We start from the raw sequence: 19,846 nt of genomic DNA, 5'->3' as shown, positions 1-19,846 counted from the left end.
CCGCGCTGGTCAAGCTGTCAGCTTCGACGAACGGGGTTTTGCAGACCTTCCCTAGACGTCAGCAATATCACCCACAGCATCCAACTCGCCGTAGCCCCTGTTTTCTTTTTAACTGGCGTGGCCGGGATGATCGGCGCAGTGGCCGGGCGGCTGGCGCGCATCATCGACCGGGGCCGAGTGCTCGAAGACCGCATGAGCGCATCGTCGGACGCAGAATACATTGAGCGCTCCATGCTGGAGCTGGGCTTTTTGCGCCGCCGTGGCCGCCTGGCCAATGTATGCATCGGACTGCTGACCGGCTGCGGCGCACTGATTGCGCTGACCATCATCTTGCTGTTCGTTGGCCAGACTGCGGTGGCCGAGACCGATGCGCGCGGCTGGTCGCTGGCGGCCATGCTCAGCTTTGGCCTGGGCGTGGTGAGTTTCGTGTCAGCGTTGTGCTGCTTCATGGTCGAGACAATGATGGCGACCCGCCTGCTCAACTTCCACTCGCTGCGTCATTCCGCCAAGCCCATGCCCCTTCGCTCCACGCTGTATCCTGGCCCTTGATGCGCCGGGATCCTCGCGTCAATCCGAGCGAGTATGGCGCAAGCCTGCAGCGGCAAGTCCGGCCAGCGCCAGGGCAAGCAGCGCCAGCGCCCACTGCGCCAGCGTTGGCGCAGGTGTTGGCCGGGCAGGCGTCGTGGGCGACGTCTGGTCTACGGTAAAACTCATACGCACCATGCAGGCCTGGCCTGGCTCGACGCCTGCGCCTCCGCCGACCGCGGGGTCACCGGCGCTGGCACCGCTGCCAGGCTGACCGCCGTGACCCTCTCCGCTGCAAGCTTCCAGGCCGGCAAGCACATTGCCCGGGCTGCCGGAGTTGCCAGAACTTCCCGGACTGCCGGATGGATCAGGCAAGCCACAAAGGGCCCCCGCATCGCATTTGCTGTTTGATAAAAATAATTGGAATATTATTTTGCAGCCCCCCTGCCCTCAGCGTTCTCAACATATTCGCAGATGCGCCAATACCATTGACCAGCAATCGTCGCGCCGTGACGGCATACCGCTTCATAGAATCCGTTGATGGCTTCAGCCAAGGCATCGCCGTCCGAGAATAGCCCCCGTCGTGGCCCGCCGCTTGGCATCGCGATGCCGGCGCGTCTCCCTGCCCGGAGCCAGACCAGCTATCGCTCCACCCCCTGCATCGACAATAGCTATCAATATGATGCGGTGATACCAACTGCCGGATTGAAGATGATTGTTTGCATAGGGCTTGCAATCGGCCTAGCCTGTCATGCCATATTCACGTTGCGACAATCCATTCGAGTTGCGTGGGCAGAAAAACCTGCCTCAGGCCCTTGCCAGCCAGTCAACCATTGGCTAATATTTTTGCTAAAAGCTCGCGCTCTATTTCTGCACATGACCCCCCCCCCACGTCCCCACATGCCCCACCAGCGGCGCTAAACGCTGTTTCACCCGAGTCCTGGCTTTTGCGGGTATGGCAGGCTGCGCCCTGCCGGCTCTGGCGGGCCCTGCCGCCTGCCAGATTTCGTTGAACTACGCTCCCGCGCTTGCCGCCACGGCAGCGCCCACTGCCGTGCCCGGGCTGACGCTGTTCAGCGTTGGCATTCTGGCGGCCGCGTTGGGGGTTTTTGCGTGGCACAAACGCCCGGCCGCGGGCAAGGTGCTGGCGGTGGCGTTGTGGGCCTCGGCCGGCCTGCTGACGGCACAGGGTGGCGACGGGTTGATGCAAGCCGTGCGCGCTGCCGGGCCCTACGAATTCACCAGCAACACCGGTGGCACCGTGGCCGATGCGACCATGTCTTACGCCGACCCTTCACCTCTGATCACGGTCACCAATACCAGCGGCGTACGCGTGAAGATCACGGGCAACACCAACACCGCAGAAGCCGGTAGCTGCACCGTGGGAGCCGAGATCGCACCAGGCGGCTCATGCACCACGCAAGCAATATGCGACCCCGGCACCGGGGGCGGCGGCACCTGACATCAAGGGCCAGAGGTCCGCAGGCAACGCGTGCTTAGTGGCCTCGCCATTGAAGCTGCCAGGGCAGAACGCGCCTGGCATCAATCCTTCTTGATATAGCTGAAGCCGCTTTTGCCGTTGGCGCGGAATTCATACTTGTCGGTATAGTTCTGGAATAAGCCCGATTGGTTGATTTCCATGAACACCGGCATTTCGGGGATGGGAGCAGTGGCCGTGCCCACATTGACTGGCTGGGTCACGCGCGCTGTGGCGTTGACCTTCCAGGAGACAATGGCAGACATCTTCTTCACGTCCAGATTCAGCAAAGGCAGCCAGCTGCCGTCGATGCTGCCGTGCTTGGCACCGTAGTAGCCAGACAGCGCGAACTTGACCTCGTAGAGGGTAAAAAGCGGCAGCACGCCCTTGGCTTTCAGCGTTACCTCCTGCGATGTGCCGAACCTGCTCTGGCCATAGTGTTCCCAGTGGGTGTCTTTTGCGGACAGCGCACGCGTGAATGCCCCCGTGGCCACGGTTTCAGGGCGGTTGTCCTTGATGACCTGCCAGACGAACTTCGCCACGTCGATGGCTGAGCTGCCCTTGTCATCCTTGAGTGCCTTGAGCGGGCCTTGCAGGTATGCACCCACAAAATCCGCCATACCCACCCCAGCCTTGCCGTACTGCTCGTACAAACCGTTGAAATCATCCTGGCGCGAAGCCATCAGTGCAAGAAACTGCTTCCAACTGCTGCCGTGCGCCTGCAGCGCATCCAGAAGCTGCCTGGGCGTAACCTGGACATTGCCCAGAAACTGGCTCAGCTCAGCCTCGATCATTTCATTCTTGTCGAGCTCCTGGTATGCATCCAGCGTTTCATAGAAATCGACAAAACCTGCCAGATCCAGGCCAGAGTCGCGGTAGTTCTGGTAGATAGCCGCCAGCGAAATATCCAGGTCCTGTACTTGCTGGGCGATTTTGCTGGCGTCCTGCGTACCGTGGCGCTTGGCAAGCTCCAGCCACAGTTGAGGGAAGAATGCCTGAATGGCAGCGATATCGGGCAAGGCGGCATCGGTGGCTTTGGCCATGGAGCCCGAGCGGCTGATCTCGATGGGAATGAGCAATTCGCTGGCCAGATCGCCGGCCGTTGTGACAAGTTGGCCAGCCTTGCTGATGCCATACGCACGATAGGTCGAGGTCTCTGCCAGTTTGTCGTCCAGGCTGAGCTCAAGGCTGAACTCATCGCCCGGGATCAATTTCTCGCGATTGGCGGCGCCGCCGCCGCAGGCGCTCAGCATGGCAGCCGCCAGGGCCGCGCACACCATGTTTTTTCTATTCATGAAACTTACTCCTCCCTGGTTGGTGGAGCAAGGATGATCGAATGGATCGCTAACCTTGTCATTCCCTGGTTTCAGGTAATTTGAGGTTCAGCGCGGAATTTGGTGGCCCCCTCGTGCGATGCCTTCTCAGGACTCACGAATCGGCAGGCACATGCCGGCATCCCCGAGCAAACCAAGGGATCCCACAACGAAGCGCATAGCTTTTCGAACTGCTTAAATCGGCAGCCCGCAGGTGTGATATGTCTCGTTGATCCGATGGATCGTGAATTCATTGGCCTCCATCACGACCTCATTCACACAGCATGGCTCTTGCTTGATTCGCCAATATCGCGCCAGCGGAAGGCCGAGGCAATGCAATAGCATGACGCGGTTGATGCTGTCGTGCCCGACAAGGACCACGGTTTGGCCCGCGTGCTGGCGCACAATCAACTGCAGGATCTTCACGACCCGCACAAGCACATCGGCCAGCGCCTCGCCGCCAGGGATCAGGGCCAGGTCCGGAGCCTGGAGCCAGGTCCTCAGCTCATCCGGCCAGCGCGAACGCACTTCCTCATGCGTCAGACCCTGCCATTGGCCGTAATGGATATCGGACAGCGCATCGAGTACGGCGGCCTGCGCCCCGGTTGCAAGGGCAATCGCCTCACCGGTGCGCCGGCAGCGCGATAGCGGGCTGGTGTAGATGGCATCCGGCGACCAGCTCTGCCTGATCCTTTGGCCAAGGGCTTGGGCTTGAGATTCGCCGAGCTTGGACAAAGGCAATTCTGCCCGGCCCCGAAAGCGCTCGGGTTCGATCCAGTCGACATGCCCATGCCGGGCCAGGATGATTTTCGCCATGTCTTTCTCCTGAAAGCTCATCGGATGAAGGCTTCGCGTCCTGCATAGGGCGCGTCATCGCCCAGCGCCTCTTCGATGCGCATGAGCTGGTTGTATTTTTCAACGCGCTCGCCACGGCAGGGCGCCCCGGTCTTGAGATGCCCTGTGCCCAGGCCAACGGTGAGGTCGGCAATGAAGCTGTCTATCGTCTCGCCGCTGCGATGAGACACCATCGCGCCCCAGCCAGCCTGGTAGGCAGCCTCGACCGCCGCCCAAGTCTCTGTGAGCGTTCCGACCTGGTTGGGCTTGATGAGCACGGCATTGGCCACGTCCTCGCGAATGCCGCGCTCGATGCGCTCGACATTGGTGACGAACAGGTCATCGCCCACCAGCTCGATGCGGCTGCCGAGCCTTTGATTCAAAAGCTTCCACCCCGCCCAGTCGTCTTCGGCCAGGCCATCCTCAAGGACGGCAATGGGGTATTTCGCGACCCAGCTTTCATAGAGCTCGACCAGCTCCGCCGCCGTGAGCTCACGCCCCTCACTGCGCAGGTGATAGCAGCCATCCTTGAAGAAGCCGCTGGATGCGGGGTCCAGCGCAAGCACCACATCCTCACCCGGCCGATACCCTGCCCCCTCGATTGCCGCGAGGATCAGCTCGACTGCATCGCTATTGCATTTCAACGCTGGTGAGAAGCCGCCTTCGTCGCCCACGGCGCAGGAGTATCCACGCTCCTTGATGAGCGCACGAAGGCAGTGGTACACCTCGGCGCCACAGCGCAGCGCCTCCGGGAAGCTCTCGACACCGACAGGAGCAATCATGAACTCCTGAAAATCCGTGCCCTGCCAGTCTGCATGGACACCGCCGTTGAGCACATTGAACATCGGAACGGGCATGCGCATGCCTTGAGACTTTGCCAAATAGCGAAACAGCGGCTGGCCGGCCGCATGGGCTGCCGCGCGCGCCACGGCCAGGCTCACGCCGAGGATGGCGTTCGCCCCCAGGCGCGCCTTGTTTGGCGTTCCATCGAATTCAATGAGTGCGCGATCGATATGGGCCTGATCGCCTGCATCCAGCCCATGCAGCATCGCGGCAATAGCCTTGTTGACGTTCGCCACCGCCTCTTGGACCCCCTTGCCTCCATAGCGCATCGGGTTGTGGTCGCGCATCTCCACCGCCTCATGAATTCCCGTGGAAGCGCCGGAGGGGACGGCGGCACGGCCCGTGGCGCCCCCCCGCAGCCAGACATCCACCTCAACAGTGGGATTACCGCGCGAATCCAGGATTTCACGCGCGTGTATTGCTTGAATGGTTGATGTCATGACGGCTCCGATCTCAAGATGAAAAGCTCTGCAAGACCCGGATGGCGAAGTCCATGCATGCGCACTTACGCAGTCCGTGCCTCCAATCAAACGATCACTTCGACACCTTGGCGGTGTGTCCATACTCCAGCGGCACCTTGACATAGGCCAGTTCGATGCCCTCGTCGTCCAGCGCGGCCATCAAGCGCCGGCACACCGCCTCTTCGGCCGACATGGTGACCACCAGAGGCTGCTCGACCGTCTGGAAGAAATGGTTCAAGTGCAGGCCAGCGTCATGCCCCACCCCTTCCGCGCCTGTGATCAGCACCCCACCCCAGGCTCCATGCTCCTGCGTGAATTTGAGCAGCCAGTCACCAATCGGCGTATTGCCGTGCAGCCTATTGCGCTCGGTAAAAAATGTGAGCTGCCAACCGTGGCTTGGCATCCCCCGCCCAGAGCCGGCCGAACGCTCATCGGCATCGACTTTGGCCTTCGCATGCCGAGCGGCATGCTGCCCCAGCGGCAGTTCGCACAGAAATAGCACGGCGTGCACTTTGCGCAGCTCCTCGGCGTGCTCGTGCATGAAGCCGCGCAGACGCGGCTCCGTATCCAGCAGCTCCAGGCATTGCGGATGCCGCATGCCGGCCAGCTCGGGGTGGTGATGCGACAGCCGCTGTCCCGGCAGATAGCCAGAAATGACCTGGTGAAGCATCGCCTGGGTAATTCTGGCCTCCTTGGCAACCTTGAGCAGGTGTTGCGCAAGCGCAGGCGCGCTCAAATGGTGCCACAAGCGCGTGGCCCTGGCCTTCGTCGCGCCCGGAAAGTACAGCCGCAATGCGGCCAGCTGCTGCAGACTGTTCTTCGAGGTCATTGGTGCTTTTCCTTTGCGGTGACAGCGGTCTCGATCGCGCTCTTCGGCCCATCCTTGTCACCAGGGGCCGTGGTCTCAGGTACTGGCTTTTCCTGCGCTTGTTCGCCGTGCCTGTGCTTGCGAAAATGGGCCATATCTGCGATGCGCAAGCCTTCCGGCGCGGTTCGGCGATGCTTGCCCTGCCCTACGCGCTGAGCGTGGTAGATGCCGGTATGGCCAGAGAACAGATAGGCGGTGATGCAGGCCACAGCCGCCAGCGGCCCGATCTCGGAGCCGAACAGCTCCATGGCCATCAACGTAGTGGCGATGGGCGTGTTGGCCGCGCCGGCGAAGACAGCCACAAAGCCGATGCCTGCCAGCATCGGGAACGGCAGCTGCAGCAGCGCAGCGAGCGCGTTGCCCAAGGTTGCGCCTATGTAGAACAGCGGCGTCACTTCGCCGCCCTTGAAGCCGGTGCCAAGCGAAACCACGGTGAACACCAGTTTGCCAAGGAAATCCCAGGGCTTCATCGGCTCCTGAAACGAGCGCACGATATCTGGAATGCCCAAGCCGATATAGTTGTAGGCATCGAGCGCCCAAACAGCCGTGGCAACCACGATGCCGCCAATGAAAGGTCGCAGCGGCGCATAGGCGACATACCGTTTCATTACAGCGCCGAGCTTGTGTGTGGCCGTGGCGAAGACCGCTCCGACAAGCCCGAAAACGATGCCGGCAATCACCACGGCCAATACACTCCACGCCCCGATCGGTACCACTTCGGGAACGATGTAGTGGGTATGGTGCACACCGAATGCCAAGCACACCTGATCCGCCACGATCGCGGCGACCACGCAAGGAAACAACGCGTCGTAACGCATGCGCCCGATGGCCAGTACCTCGAGCCCGAACACTGCGCCGGCCAGCGGAGTGCCGAAGACGGCAGAAAATCCCGCGCTGATCCCCGTCATCAGAACGACGCGCCGGTCCTCGCGCTCCAGCCGAAATACATGGGTCAGCTGGTCCGCGAGCGCGCCGCTCATCTGCACGGCTGTACCCTCGCGCCCGACAGAAGCCCCAAACAGATGCGATACGACGGTGCCTCCCAGCACCAGCGGCGCCATGCGCAGCGGCACGACCTTCTTCGGGTCGTGGATCTCATCGATGATGAGATTGTTGCCGCCATCCACCTGCTTGCCCAGGAGATGGTAGACCAGGCCTACGCCCATGCCTGCCACCGGCAGCAGCCAGATGATCCAGCGATGGGCCTCGCGCCATGCAGTGGCACGGTCCAGCGACAGCAGGAAGAAGGCGGAAGCGCTGCCTGCCAGGGCAGCGATGACGGTGGCAATCACAAGCCATTTGCCAAGATGCGGCAACAATTCGACTTGTTCGGGGCGGCGGAGATATCTGCGCATTGATCAATAGCTCGAAACCAATCGGACTGACCAATGCGGAGCGCAAACGCGAACGCCTACAGCCCCGACCACGGTCAGGTTTCTGTAGGCGTCATCAGCAGCACTGGGCAGCGCTGCGGTTTGGCTAGCAGGAGGAACACCATCTCCCGGCAGCTACTATACACAAATTCCGCGTGCCGGTGGAAGTTATTGCTCCGCAGATCCGGGCGCGGGCGCTTTGCCCGCATCGCAGCTCAAAAGGAAGGCTGCTATACTGCGCCGACGGAGATGGCATACCTCCTTCCCCGGCGCAAGGCCGGGGCAAACCGCAACTCAGCTAATGATGCCTACAGGTCCTGAACGACGGATGCTGTGGGCTTTTTTACTGCAGCTCTCGCCAATCGGGTGTTCTTCGAACCGGGTCACCATGGTGCGCATGAGCAATCACCCCGAACAGACAGCGCTTGCCGCAATGGCTTGGCCTGCCGCGCCGCCCGAAGGCCCAGGCCTGCCGGACGGCTGCCGCAGTCTGGTACCTTCCTGCATCGTCGGCACGGCACTGGACGGCCTGGTTTCCATTCCACCGGATTGTCTGTCTGCCGCGAGCCGGCAGCCGGGGCATGGGGAGATGGTGCTGTCCGGGCACGCCATTCAACCGTCCCTTGCCGAGTTCAGTCGAAAAGAAAAGGAAAAACATGAGCGGACTACCTATTCTTGCAGTCTTTGGAGGCGCAGGTTTTGGCGCATTGCTGCGCTGGTGGCTGAGCAGCATGCTGAACCCCATGTTTCCGACCATTCCCATGGGAACGGTTTCCGCCAACCTGATCGGGGGACTGTTGATTGGCGTATCGAGCGCCTACTTCAACCACCACTCCGGGCTGCCGCCAGAATTCCGGCTGCTCGTGATCACCGGCTTCCTGGGTGGCTTGACGACTTTCTCGACCTTCTCGGTGGAAGTGGTCACGCTCATCGGCCGCCACGAGTATTGGTGGGCACTCGGTGCTGCCGGCCTGCATCTGGGTGGATCCCTGCTTCTCACCGGTGCCGGCATCTTCCTGGCCAACTGGCTGTTGATCCGAAGTTGATGGCGGCCACAAGAGCATTCCATTCCCATGCGGTGCGCAACCCCAAGCCAAGCTTGCTGACACAGGGAGACTTACCATGCAAGGCGTTTATCTGAAGTTCTATGTCCAGGAAAGCACCAGACACCATGGCATCCTCGCCTATGAGTGGCTGCTGGAACAGGCCAAGACCCTCGGCATCCATGGCGGCACCGCCTTCAAGGCCATCGCAGGCTATGGCCGGCATGGCCAGCTGCACGAGGACCACTTCTTTGAGCTGGCAGGCGACCTGCCCGTGGAAGTCGGCTTTGCGGTATCCGAGGAGGACGCACAGCGGCTTCTGGAGCACCTCTCCCACGAGCAGCTCGCGCTGTTCTACATCAAGGCCCCGGTGGAAATAGGCCTGGCCGGCGCCCCGGCCGCGGATGCCGCACCCGAGCAGGAGCCACAGTGAAAGGCCAGCCCGGTTAACAGCGCCTGCGAAGTTCTTGCTGAAGCCGAGGCAATCATGCCCGACCGAAGTTTCACATCCAGCCCTGCTCAGCAGCGCCCGCCGGCCGAGCATGGCCCGCAAGCCGGCCCGGCGTTCAAGAGCATCCTGGGCGAAGGTCTCGGCGCCCATCAAGCACAGCCGCCAAGCTGCTTTCACGACCTGGGCCTGGACCAGGTGGTGCAAGCGGTCGTCTCGCCATGGAAGGACTATGACCTTGCAGGCTTCTTCCATGCCAGCCTGGCGTGCGAGGACGCTATCGCGTATCGGCAGGAAGTGATGCGCGACCTCGACCAGCCGGACGTGATGGCCGCAGTGCGCGGGTTTACCGAACGCCTGCGGGGCATGCGCCAGCAACTGCCCTTGGCGGCCAGGAGCAGCAACGAACACGAGCGCAACCGCTGGCATCTGGGTGCGGTCCAACGCTACGGCGAAGCCATTGCCGTGCTGAACCGGGAGCTGGCTTGCCTGCCGCTGCACTCGCGCGGGCTCCGGCGCTGGCGTGACCATGTCAGGGACTACGCCCAATCCGCCAGCTTCACGCGCCTGGTGGAGCGGGCGGCACAGCTGGAGCGCGAGCTTGCAGCCATCGCCTATGCCGTAACCATCGATGGCGCCGAGGTCCAGGTCCGCCTTTATGCCGGCGAGCCGGACTACACCGCCGAGATCGAGCAAACGTTTGCCAAATTCCGCCGCGGCGCGGTGAAGGACTACCTGGCCAAACTACCGCTCAGCCTGGGGCTCAACCACATCGAGGCCCAGATCCTGGATTGCGTAGCGCAACTGAACCCCGAGGTGTTTGCCGCATTGTCGGCATTCCACCGCGAGCACCAGGAATTCGTCGATCCGCATGTCGCGCGCTTTGACCGCGAGATCCATTTCTATATTGCCTGGCTGGATTTCATCGCTCCGTTCAGGAATGCCGGCCTCGCATTCTGCTATCCCCGCGTTTGCGGCGGCACCAAGGATATCGAGGTGCGCTCGGCCTTCGACCTGGCCTTGGCCTGCCGCCTGCTTGCGCAGCACCAGGCCATCGTGTGCAACGACTTCGAGCTGCACGGCCCGGAACGCATGGTGGTTGTCACCGGGCCGAACCAGGGCGGCAAGACGACTTTTGCACGCATGTTCGGCCAGCTGCACTGGCTGGCCTGCCTGGGCTGCCCGGTGCCGGCGGCGCAGGCGCAGCTGTTTCTCTTCGACCGCATGTTCTCGCACTTCGAGCGCGAGGAAGACATCCGCAACCTGCGCGGCAAGCTGCACGACGATCTGGTGCGCATGCAGCGCATCCTGGCCCAGGCGACGCCGCGCTCCATTGTGGTAATCAATGAAATCTTCTCGTCCACGACTTTGGAAGACGCCGTGCACCTCGGCCGCGAGGTGCTCGAGCGCCTGTCCCGGCTCGATGCCATCACGGTATGCGTGACCTTTCTTGATGAACTGTCCAGCCTCTCGCCCGCCGTGGTCAGCATGGTTGCCGCGATCGACCCTGAAGACCCGACGGCGCGCAGCTTCAAGCTTGAGCGGCGGCCAGCCGACGGCCTGGCGCATGCCCTGGCCATTGCCGAGAAATACCGCGTCACCGGTGCCTGGCTGAAGAAACGGATTCCATCATGAAGGCCTTGCTGATGCACCCAGAGCGGGACTTCGACGGCGACCGGCCCATGCCAGGCCAGGCCGCCACCCTGTCCCAGGACCTCGAACTCCCGACCTTGTGGGCGGCGATGGCCAACGGTGACGATTTCCTGCTCGACATCTCGCGCAAGGCCGTCTTGCTGGCGCTGGAGAATGACTCGGCAACCGTGCTCCACCGGCAACGGATACTCAAGGATGCGATTGCGCACCCGGCGGAGCTGCGCGCACTCTACGCCTTGGCTGTGGCGGCGATCGAGGGGCGCAAGAAGCACTGGTTCGGCGTCTTCATGAACTATCCCAGCGGCATTCTCCGCAGCTCGGTCGAGTTGATGCAGTTCTTCGTCAGCATGCTGCGAAAGCTGCGCCTCTTCGCAGAGCAAGAAGGCGGGGCATTCGCATCGCCAGGGCTGTGCGCCCTGTTCGCCATGCTGCGGTCCGAATTCGACGACAGCTACCTGGCCCTGGTGCAGCAGCATCTCAAGACCTTGAAGTTCAATGGCGGAGTGCTGATCAGCGCATCCCTGGGCCGCGGCAACCAAGGCATCCACCATGTGCTGCGCCTGCCCCCCGAAAAACTCCCGTTCTGGCACCGCTGGTTCCACGCCGGTCCGCCGCAATTCGGCTTCCGCCTGAACGAGCGGGACGAAGCCGGCGCGCGAATGCTCGGCGAGCTCGAGGACCGCGGCGTCAACCTGGTGGCCAACGCCCTGGCGCAGTCTTGCGATCACGTACTCGGCTTCTTCCAGATGCTGCGCACCGAGCTGGCCTTCTACGTGGCCTGCCTCAACCTGCACGAGAAGCTGACCACCCTGCAAGCGCCCTGCTGCCAGCCCCGCATGGCCGAGCCGGGCGCACTGCAGCTCGCATGCACGGATCTTCGCGATGCCTGCCTGGTTCTCAAGATGGGGCCTGCCGTCGTCGGCAATGCCATCGACGCCTCTGGCCGCGCCATCATCGTGGCGACCGGAGCGAACCAAGGGGGCAAGTCCAGCTTTCTGCGCGCATGCGGCATTGCCCAATTGATGATGCAGGCCGGCATGTTCGTTTGCGCCCAGGCATACGCAGGCGAGCGCTGCACCGGCCTCTTCACGCACTACAAGCGCGAAGAAGATGCCTCGCTCAAGAGCGGCAAGCTGGACGAGGAGCTATCGCGGCTCAACGACATCGCCGAGGCCATCCAGCCCGGCGGCCTGTTCCTGTCCAACGAATCCTTCGCCTCCACCAACGAGCGCGAAGGCTCGGAAATCGCGCGGCAAACGGTGGCCGCGCTGTGCGAGCGGCGCATCAAGGTCATCGCCGTGACGCACCTGTTCGATTTCGCCCATCGCCTCGCGGCCGAGCAACGGGCCGACACCTTGTTCCTGCGCGCCGAACGGCGCGACGATGGCTCGCGCTCATTCAAGCTGGTCACGGGCGAGCCGCTGTCGACGAGCTTCGGCCAGGACCTCTACGCCCAGGTGTTCGGTGCCGGCACGATGCCGCTCCAGGCAGATAGCGATGGATGACGGGCCGGGCCGCCATGGCCCCCGGCTAGGCGGCGTCGTGCCGCACGATAGTGACTGCGCAAGGCGCATAGGCCACGACCTGCCGAGCAATCGAGCCGATCAGCCAGCGCTCGAACAACGTGTGTCCCCGGTGGCCGACGACGATATGGTCGACGCCATGCTCCTCGGCATAGCGCACCAGCTGCTCGGCGGGATGCCCGACGACGAGCTGCGCCTGCGCATCGCAGCCATCGTTGGCCAGGCGCAGCTTCACCGCCGATAGCACCCGGTGGTAGCGCCGTTGCGCATCTTCGATGGCGGCTTGCGCCTCCACCTCGTCGCCGAAGTCCGGTGGCCGCGCCACCACCAGCACGTGCAGCTCGGCTCCATAGCGCCTGGCCAGGTCAAGGGCAAAGCGGTAGGCGCGGTCAGCGGATGCCGACCCGTCATGCCCCAGCAGGATCTTGTGGATCATGATGCTCTCCTTGCAGCAGCGCCGCCCTCTTCACCGATGGCAGCGGCCGGATCGGCTTGCGCCGAAACGCCATCCACCAGGTGGCGCGGCAGAAAGAAGGCATTGGCAACCACCGTCGGCACGACGGCGCTCAGGATGACGGTTGCCACCAGGGCCGAGTACTGGGCCTGGGTGATGATGTTGTGCGAAAGGCCGAACAGCGCGGCTATCGTCCCGAAGGTCAGTCCCGTGGACATCAGCATCGTCGTATAGGCGGCCTCGCGCCGAGGAGCCTTGTACATCCGCGTGACCGGGTAGACGCCTGCGATCTTCGTGACCATCTTCGCGACGAGCAGCATCAGCATCGCCGCAGGCGCGCCCACCAGCGCAGGAATCGATACCAGCGAGCCAGCGTGGATGAAGTAGAACGGCGTCAGCAGCCCGAAGGTCAATGTACGCAGCCGCCGCACCAGTACGTGGTCCTTGCCGACCGTGCCGGCCAGGACCATGCCGATCAGGTAGGCGGGCAGCACCGCCTCGCTATCGGCCCAGGTGGCCAGCGCCCCCATGCCGAAAAGGCACAGCATCAGGAACTTGGCCTCCAGCTCCGACGGCCGTCCGCCGAAACGGCGGAAGAACCAGGGCGTGACGATGGGCAGCACGATGAAGACAGCGATACCCGCCACCAGGAAGACCAGGGTACGCATGCTGAACGGCGCGAACAACAGGCCGAGCGCGAGCACGGTCGCCAGATCGGTAACGAAACAGGCTGCCAGGACAGTCTTGCCATAGTTCGTCTGGTTGAGCCCGAACTCCAGCATGACCGCGTAAACGACTGCGACCGAGGTAGTCGACATCGCAATGCCGGCGAGCCAGCTGGCCTGCACCGACCAGTCGAGTGCATACCGCGCAACGGCAGCGCAGCCGAGAAACGGCACCAGGAAGCTGATGAACCCGACCGCGCAGGCCTCCTTCCACTGCCGCTTGAAGACCACCGGGTCCAATTCCGCACCAGCCAGAAAAGTCAGCACGATGGCACCGGCGCCCGCGAGGAACTTCAGCCAGGAAGCGTCGCCCGCCAAGACCGTGCTGCCGAGCAGTGCGCCGATGATCAGTTGCGCGATCGTGCCCACCACGATCTCCGACAGCGCCGTTGCGACCTTCAGCCAGATGGACAGCAAGGTGGCAATCAGCGCCAGCCCGAGCCAGAGTGCGGCCTGCGCCCAGATTTCGGTCATGATGCCTCCCGCCCAGGCCGTGCGCCACCATTTGCGGGATCGCCTTGCCCAGGGTTGATGACACCAAAGCAGGCTGGGATGCGCGCATAGAAAATGCGCACGTTCTCCCGCCGCAGCATCGCCAGCAATTGCTCCATTTCGTCTTCGGTGACGATGAACTCGACCTCCACCGTGAGCGTGCCGGCCAGCTCGAAGAAGTGATCCTCATGGAGCACATGGTGGCTGCCGAAGCCCGCCATGGCCCGGAATGCCGAGCCGCCGCGAACGCCCAGCCTGTTCGCCTGCTGCAGCAGCCACTCCCACAGCAAGGTCCGGTGGACACGCTGATCCTCGTGCACGTAGAAACGCAGGAAGAAGCCGTTCATGGCCGCCGCTCCTGCCACTCACCACAGCCGGGCGCCAAGCCGCTGCCGCAAGCATGCCAGAGGTTCGCGGCCCTGCGGGCGGGCCCTGGAGGACGGGGTAATGCTTTCACGTCCAGCTCCTTTCTGGAAAGGGGAGCGAGCGGGCATCGAAGGAAGCAGAAACAAAAAATGCCTACCCTGCTCGCTTTGAGCTTGGTAGGCATCATCAGCCCTTGCGGGCGGTTGGGTCAGCGGAGGAATGCCATCTCCTGCGGCCCCATTTTAGTGACTATCTCCTGCTGCAGCAACTCGTACGCGGCATGCAGGCGGCTGCTGCAAGTGGCCTCAACGGGGAATCTCGAAGCTGAGCGTAGCCGTGTGGCGCACGTCGTTGTATTTCTTGCCGTCGATGGTCACGCTGCCGTTGTCCACCCGGGCGGTGACTTCAAGCACATACAGGCCGGGAAACGACGGGGTGAAGCTCACCGAGCCATCCTTGGCGGGAGTGAGCACGCGGCGCCAGCCCTCGCTGGTGTCCACGTTCACCTGGCTGGCCGCCACCGGGCGGCCCTTGAACATCAGCCGGAAAGTGTTGCCGCCGGGCTCGGTGGGCACCAGCTCCAGGTCATTGACGGACTGGGTTTCCTGGCGGCCCAGGCGTGCCTGGTAGTAGGTCAGCACCCCATCCGATCCTGCGCGCGTCGCGGAAAAGCGCAGGTCGCCCGTGCCGGCCTCGGGCTTGCCCAGGCTGAAATGATCCGGCGCCTGCTCATGCGCGGGTGCCGGCCTGCCCTCTGGCACCACCGCCCGAGCATTGCTCAGCTCGGGCAGCTTGCCCAAAGCCTTGTGCAGCTCGCCGGCGTAGGCGCGCACCTCGCCGCCTTGGGGCTGCAGCCACAGATAGTCCGCATGCGCGAGCGATGCGGCAATCAGGCCCATGGCGGCAAACACACCTGCGCCGATGCGGCGCGCAGCACGATATGGGGATGAACGCAATGGTGACATGGTCTTTCCTGGCTCCTGTCTGTATCCTGTCTGTACGGCGTAGGCACCCAACGCGGTATGCGACTGAGTTGCGCCGGCAACTAGTAGGGTAACGTGAAATTCACCCTGGCCTGGCTTTCGCGCCGCATGCCCGCGTGGCGCGCTGCCCAAGGTCTTCTCGCAAAACACAAGACGCAAGACTGCAGCCGTGGCAACGGCTTTGGGACCGGAGCATCGGAATCCCATTCCTGCATGCTTGCCAGTGCCAACCGCAACCCGCACGATCATGCCATGCGGCCGTGCGCGCCTATGCAATCGCACCGGTCACTTGACGGATATCTGCAAAGATTCGATCAGAGGCAGCCATTGGCTGCGTTCAGTCTTCGCGAACTCGGCCGCTTTGTGCGGCGTGGACGGCCCTAGTGTTTCCGCACCACCCTGCTCCAGCAGTTTCTTCACCGCAGCGCTCGCCAGCGCCTTGCCCAAAGCAGCATTGAGCTGTTCACGCGCTACTTCGGGCGTTGCTGCCGGAACAATGATGGCGTTCCAGGTGTAGGCCTCATAGGCGGGCATTCCCGCTTCGGCAAACGTCGGAACCTGGGGTGCACTGCTGTTGCGATTGGCACTGGAGAGCGCCAGAATCTTGATTTTCCCCTGGTGCATCAGCGGCACGCTGGTGCTCATCGGGTCGAACATGAAATCTATATGTCCCCCCATCAGATCGACCAAGGCCGCCGCATTGCCTGTATAGGGAATATGCCGCGCCTGTACTGATGCCTGACGCAAAAACGCTTCGGCAACGATGTGCGAGATCGACCCAACGCCCGCCGATCCAAAGCTGAGATGATCGGTATGCCTTCGAGCACCCGCCAGAAAATCCTTCAAGCTGGAAGGACTGTCACTCCTTACCACCAAGGCCAAAGGCAAGCGAGACACCAGCCCCACATACCCGATGTCTCGGTCCACGTCGAACGAGATGTTCTTGTATATCGCAATGTTGGTCACCATCTGCGAACTGGTAGCCCAACCGAGCGTGCAGCCATCTGGCGCAGCTTTGGCAACCAGCGCCGTGGCCAGCATCCCTCCAGCGCCTACGCGGTTTTCCGCAATGATGGGTTTTCCAAGCACCGGCGACATCTCGTGGATCACGGCACGCGCCAGAATGTCGTTGATACTGCCGACCGCAAAAGGCACGATCATCTTGATTGAATTTTGCGAGCAGATATTGTTTTGCGCGCTCGCCACTCCATTCAAACCAGCAAGCAGCGCCGCAAACACGGCCGACCGCAGCCATGGCCATCGACCCCGAGCCATCATGGATGCATTTTGAGAAAGCAAGATCCTGCGCATCATCACACCTCCAATATCCTGTCCGGGGGCGCCACATCCACCAAGATGCCCAGCCCAAGCAGATCATCAATCTCGGCACTGGTAAAGCCGGCTTGCCTGAGTACTTCCACCGAATGCTCGCCGTGCCGCGGTGCTGGCCGGCTGGGCTTGGGTTGCGTTCTGGACCAGGTATGGCTGCAGCGCATTTCGTTGAGCTCGCCCTCCGTCGGATGCTGTGCACGGGTGAAGAATTTGGCCTGCTCCAGGTGGCGGTCCTGAAAAATCGTCTCCAGATCATGGACTGGCATGGCAGGAATGTCCGCCTCACGCAATACCGCCAACCAATGCCGGGTATCGGCGTGCGCCAGCGCATCTTCTACCTCGGCATAGAGCGCGTCGATATGCTCCAGCCGTGTGCTGACGCTGCGATAACGCGGATCTTCTAGAAATGCGCGTTCGCGTCCCACAATGCGCAAAAAACTCTGCCACTGTTTGTCGCTGTACACCAGGGCGCTGATATAGCCATCCCGGGTTCGGTATGGGCGGCGCTGGGGCGAGAGCTGGCGTACATAGCCAGCCTCACCCAGCGGCGGCACAAAGGTTGCTCCCGCCAGATGGTCTGCCAGGACAAACGCCGTCATGGTTTCAAACATCGGAATGTCGACGCGCTGCCCCAGCCCGCTGGATTGCCGCTCGATCACTGCAGCCAGAATCACACCCACGGCCGTCAGGCCAGTGACCCGATCCGCAACGGCACTGGGCACATAGCGTGGCGGCTCGCCCGTACTCTGGTGGAACAGTGCCGCCATGCCACAGGCGCCCTGAATCAGATCGTCGTAGGCTGGCAGGGCCGCATAGGCTCCGTCCTGACCATAGCCAAATACACCGGCATAGATGATGCGCGGATTGACCGCCTGTACGTCTTCCCAGGTCAAGCCAAGCCGAGCCATAGCCTGGGGTCGGATGTTGTAGATCAGCACATCGGCTTGTTTGAGCAAGCGCAGCAAAGCCTGGCGGCCGGGGGGCTGCTTGAGGTCGAGAACGAGGCTGCGCTTGCTGCGATTGCCATTGATGAACATGGAGCTCATTCCGGGATTGCGAAATGGCCCGGCCCAGCGCATGGTGTCACCCTCAGGCGACTCCAGCTTGATCACATCAGCCCCCATGTCACCCAGCGCCTGGGTACAGGATGGCCCCATCACCACGGATGTCATGTCGAGCACCGTCAAACCGGACAAGGGGCCGCCGCCCCCCCTTGCCGTCGCGCCGCCTTCACGAGAGGAATCACTTTTCACCGCTTTGTCTCCTTGATTGCAAGCATTTCCGCACACCATTAAAATTCATATATATGAATTATTGTTCTTATAAATGAATTATAAGGCGCACAATACAGGTCTGCAATCCTGCATGGCCCGGTATATTGAGCACCCCAAGGGATGCAGGCCTGCCGAATGCCCGGCTGCAGGCCCAACCGATAGAGGCATGGATGAAGAGCATGAAAAAAGAGATGGATCTGGCAGCTCTGCCGCCACCGATGGCACCGCTACGGGTGATGTCACTGATCAAGGCCTTGGCCGAAGCGAAGAACGGGCTCACACTCACCGAACTGGCCCAGGTAGCCGCTATTCCCAAGTCCAGCCTGACCAATCTGCTGCGTGCACTGATGGAGGGCGGCTACATCGACACCGAGAACAAGCAGTACTACCTCGGCCGCGAGATATTCCGCATCCACACATTGATCGCGCGCTCGAATCGCTTTCCTGCGAACTGCCACCATGTGCTGGAGCGCTTGCGGCGCGAGACCGGTGAAACCGCTCTGATCGCCATCGCCAATTCAGGGCTTGAGCACTTCGTGTACGTCGACGTTGTCGAGAGCGAAAACTCCTTGCGCTTTTCACCCAATCTCGGCGAGCCCCGCCTGCTCCACAAGGCAGCGGCCGGCAAAGTCATCCTGGCCTTCAGCAAACCGGAAGAGATGGCAGGCTTCACCACCCGGTTGCGGCAGAACCCGCATCTGGATAAGGGATTCAGGCTTCAGAGCTTCGAAGAAGAGGTGGTTCAAATCCGAGCTCAAGGCTATGCGGTCAGCGGCGTCTCGGTACCCGGCGTCACCGCCATCATGGCGCCCGTGTTCAACAAGGAATCTGCCCTGCTGGCTGCCGTGGGAGTCTCGGGCCCTACCGAGCGCATGGCACAAAATCGGGACAGCTATACCTCTTTGGTTGTTCGGGCTGCACACGCCATGTCCGAGCGGCAGGGTTGCGCGGGCCACAGTAGCGGATGAGCTCCCGACAAGGCCCGAACCCGGTGAAGGCAATTGTCTGCGTCGTCCGAGACTACGAACATGTCGCGTCCCAGGCGATTCCCCCGGGATCCGTCGCCATGCGTAAAAGACCGCCGCAAGCGGTCCTCGACAGACAGCTCAGCCCAATCGGGGGGGGGCGCTTGTGTCTTATACATGAGCCAGATGCCTGGGCATGCCCGTCATACCGCGCGGCCAAGCAAGCGATTGCGCCGCTGCTCGATATGCCCGAGAAAGATCACGAGCGGCCACAGCAGCGCCAGATAGACCAAGGCGGCCAACACGATCGGCGTGGGGTTGTAGAGCATCGACTGCGCGGTGCGCGCCGCATACAGCATGTCGGGCACCGATACGACGCTGGCGATGGTGGTCAGCTTGACGACCTCGATCATGTTGCTCACCAGGTCCGGGAACACATTGCGCAATGCCTGCGGAATCTCCACCCAGAGCAGGCTCTGCAGCCGGTTCATGCCGGTGGAGCGGGCAGCTTCCTGCTGGCCCGGCGGCACGCTCTCCAGGCCGGCGCGGAAGATCTCGCCGAAGTAGCTGGAGTTGTTGAGCATGAAGCCCACCGCCACGCAGCCGATGGGCGACAATTCGATGCCCAGGTACGGCAGGCCGGTGTACAGGAAGATCAGCAGCACCAGCGGGGGAAACGCGCGAAAGAAGTCGATGTAGACGATGAGCAGGCCACGCAAGAGACGGCTCTTGCAGGCGAAGCCGGCCACCGCGAGCAGCAGGCCGCTGGCCAGGCCCAGCGGAATCACCCAGATCGACAGCTTCAGGCTGGTCCACAGGCCTGCGAGCACGAACGGGGCGACTTGCTGGAGAACGTCGAGATTGAAGAACGTTTGGATGATGGTGTCCATGATG

Annotated in this window: 20 protein-coding genes and 3 riboswitches; of the genes, 7 read left to right on the top strand and 13 right to left on the bottom strand. The window is 62.3% G+C overall.

Annotated elements, in window-relative coordinates; translation table 11 throughout:
• Positions 1 to 66 precede the first annotated feature (66 nt).
• A complete protein-coding gene (locus ACODRX_RS19175) occupies positions 67 to 549 on the top strand; it encodes a DUF2721 domain-containing protein (RefSeq protein ID WP_488873132.1) in 483 nt (160 codons plus the stop codon).
• An 18-nt stretch (positions 550 to 567) separates the two neighbouring features.
• On the opposite strand, the gene ACODRX_RS19170 is transcribed toward ACODRX_RS19175, so the two are convergent.
• Positions 568 to 714, bottom strand: coding sequence for an IPTL-CTERM sorting domain-containing protein (locus tag ACODRX_RS19170; protein WP_488873129.1), 147 nt, complete (start codon positions 712 to 714; stop codon positions 568 to 570).
• Between the two features lie 766 nt (positions 715 to 1,480).
• Between ACODRX_RS19170 and ACODRX_RS19165 the strand changes: the two genes are divergently transcribed.
• Entirely contained in the window at positions 1,481 to 1,987 is a 507-nt protein-coding gene (locus ACODRX_RS19165; RefSeq protein WP_488873128.1) for a midcut-by-XrtH protein, read from the top strand.
• An 80-nt stretch (positions 1,988 to 2,067) separates the two neighbouring features.
• Here the strand turns inward: ACODRX_RS19165 and ACODRX_RS19160 are convergent, their stop codons facing one another.
• The 5 genes from ACODRX_RS19160 to ACODRX_RS19140 form a co-directional block, all read right to left on the bottom strand.
• On the bottom strand, positions 2,068 to 3,297 hold the full coding sequence (locus ACODRX_RS19160) for a hypothetical protein (RefSeq protein WP_488873127.1): 1,230 nt from the start codon (positions 3,295 to 3,297) through the stop codon (positions 2,068 to 2,070).
• A 213-nt stretch (positions 3,298 to 3,510) separates the two neighbouring features.
• A complete protein-coding gene (locus tag ACODRX_RS19155; RefSeq protein ID WP_488873126.1) occupies positions 3,511 to 4,131 on the bottom strand; it encodes a histidine phosphatase family protein in 621 nt (206 codons plus the stop codon).
• Between the two features lie 17 nt (positions 4,132 to 4,148).
• Positions 4,149 to 5,432: a phosphopyruvate hydratase gene (gene eno / locus ACODRX_RS19150; RefSeq protein ID WP_488873125.1), complete on the bottom strand. Its 1,284-nt coding sequence runs from the start codon at positions 5,430 to 5,432 to the stop codon at positions 4,149 to 4,151.
• Positions 5,433 to 5,526: 94 nt separating this feature from the next.
• Positions 5,527 to 6,282 (bottom strand): DUF190 domain-containing protein, encoded by a 756-nt coding sequence (locus ACODRX_RS19145; RefSeq protein ID WP_488873124.1) that lies wholly within the window; start codon positions 6,280 to 6,282, stop codon positions 5,527 to 5,529.
• Positions 6,279 to 7,676 (bottom strand): voltage-gated chloride channel family protein, encoded by a 1,398-nt coding sequence (locus ACODRX_RS19140; protein ID WP_488873123.1) that lies wholly within the window; start codon positions 7,674 to 7,676, stop codon positions 6,279 to 6,281. The genes ACODRX_RS19145 and ACODRX_RS19140 overlap by 4 nt, the downstream gene beginning before the upstream one ends.
• Before the next feature lie 78 nt (positions 7,677 to 7,754).
• Positions 7,755 to 7,832, bottom strand: a riboswitch (Fluoride riboswitch).
• 98 nt (positions 7,833 to 7,930) lie between these two features.
• Positions 7,931 to 8,012: riboswitch (Fluoride riboswitch) on the top strand.
• Positions 8,013 to 8,350: 338 nt separating this feature from the next.
• Here ACODRX_RS19140 and crcB point away from each other — a divergent pair.
• The 4 genes from crcB to ACODRX_RS19120 all read left to right on the top strand — a co-directional run bounded on the left by crcB (position 8,351) and on the right by ACODRX_RS19120 (position 12,343).
• Positions 8,351 to 8,740, top strand: coding sequence for a fluoride efflux transporter CrcB (crcB, locus tag ACODRX_RS19135; protein WP_488873122.1), 390 nt, complete (start codon positions 8,351 to 8,353; stop codon positions 8,738 to 8,740).
• Between the two features lie 76 nt (positions 8,741 to 8,816).
• Positions 8,817 to 9,170: a DUF190 domain-containing protein gene (locus ACODRX_RS19130; protein WP_488873121.1), complete on the top strand. Its 354-nt coding sequence runs from the start codon at positions 8,817 to 8,819 to the stop codon at positions 9,168 to 9,170.
• Between the two features lie 54 nt (positions 9,171 to 9,224).
• Positions 9,225 to 10,820 carry a MutS-related protein gene (locus tag ACODRX_RS19125; protein WP_488873120.1) on the top strand — a complete coding sequence of 532 codons (1,596 nt, stop codon included), beginning with the start codon at positions 9,225 to 9,227 and terminating at the stop codon, positions 10,818 to 10,820.
• Entirely contained in the window at positions 10,817 to 12,343 is a 1,527-nt protein-coding gene (locus ACODRX_RS19120) for a MutS-related protein (RefSeq protein ID WP_488873119.1), read from the top strand. Before ACODRX_RS19125 ends, ACODRX_RS19120 begins: the two co-directional genes overlap by 4 nt.
• A gap of 25 nt (positions 12,344 to 12,368) precedes the next feature.
• On the opposite strand, the gene ACODRX_RS19115 is transcribed toward ACODRX_RS19120, so the two are convergent.
• The 6 genes from ACODRX_RS19115 to ACODRX_RS19090 all read right to left on the bottom strand — a co-directional run bounded on the left by ACODRX_RS19115 (position 12,369) and on the right by ACODRX_RS19090 (position 17,966).
• Positions 12,369 to 12,794, bottom strand: coding sequence for a universal stress protein (locus ACODRX_RS19115; protein WP_488873131.1), 426 nt, complete (start codon positions 12,792 to 12,794; stop codon positions 12,369 to 12,371).
• On the bottom strand, positions 12,794 to 14,014 hold the full coding sequence (locus ACODRX_RS19110; RefSeq protein ID WP_488873118.1) for a cation:proton antiporter: 1,221 nt from the start codon (positions 14,012 to 14,014) through the stop codon (positions 12,794 to 12,796). Before ACODRX_RS19110 ends, ACODRX_RS19115 begins: the two co-directional genes overlap by 1 nt.
• On the bottom strand, positions 14,011 to 14,379 hold the full coding sequence (locus ACODRX_RS19105) for a DUF190 domain-containing protein (RefSeq protein ID WP_488873117.1): 369 nt from the start codon (positions 14,377 to 14,379) through the stop codon (positions 14,011 to 14,013). The genes ACODRX_RS19110 and ACODRX_RS19105 overlap by 4 nt, the downstream gene beginning before the upstream one ends.
• 189 nt (positions 14,380 to 14,568) lie before the next feature.
• A riboswitch (Fluoride riboswitch) is annotated at positions 14,569 to 14,637 on the bottom strand.
• Positions 14,638 to 14,703: 66 nt separating this feature from the next.
• Positions 14,704 to 15,363, bottom strand: a complete 660-nt coding sequence (locus ACODRX_RS19100) for a hypothetical protein (RefSeq protein WP_488873116.1) — start codon at positions 15,361 to 15,363, stop codon at positions 14,704 to 14,706.
• Between the two features lie 303 nt (positions 15,364 to 15,666).
• On the bottom strand, positions 15,667 to 16,695 hold the full coding sequence (locus tag ACODRX_RS19095; protein ID WP_488873115.1) for a Bug family tripartite tricarboxylate transporter substrate binding protein: 1,029 nt from the start codon (positions 16,693 to 16,695) through the stop codon (positions 15,667 to 15,669).
• Entirely contained in the window at positions 16,695 to 17,966 is a 1,272-nt protein-coding gene (locus ACODRX_RS19090; RefSeq protein ID WP_488873114.1) for a CaiB/BaiF CoA transferase family protein, read from the bottom strand. Before ACODRX_RS19090 ends, ACODRX_RS19095 begins: the two co-directional genes overlap by 1 nt.
• A gap of 191 nt (positions 17,967 to 18,157) precedes the next feature.
• Between ACODRX_RS19090 and ACODRX_RS19085 the strand changes: the two genes are divergently transcribed.
• Positions 18,158 to 18,955 (top strand): IclR family transcriptional regulator, encoded by a 798-nt coding sequence (locus ACODRX_RS19085; protein WP_488873113.1) that lies wholly within the window; start codon positions 18,158 to 18,160, stop codon positions 18,953 to 18,955.
• A 200-nt stretch (positions 18,956 to 19,155) separates the two neighbouring features.
• Here the strand turns inward: ACODRX_RS19085 and ACODRX_RS19080 are convergent, their stop codons facing one another.
• Complete coding sequence (locus ACODRX_RS19080; protein ID WP_488873112.1) at positions 19,156 to 19,842, bottom strand: amino acid ABC transporter permease; 687 nt, start codon at positions 19,840 to 19,842, stop codon at positions 19,156 to 19,158.
• Positions 19,843 to 19,846 lie beyond the last annotated feature (4 nt).

This window comes from Comamonas sp. FG99 (assembly GCF_057808605.1).
The sequence above is the reverse complement of the archived record's forward strand: the minus strand, read 5'-3'. Positions and strand labels throughout refer to the sequence as shown.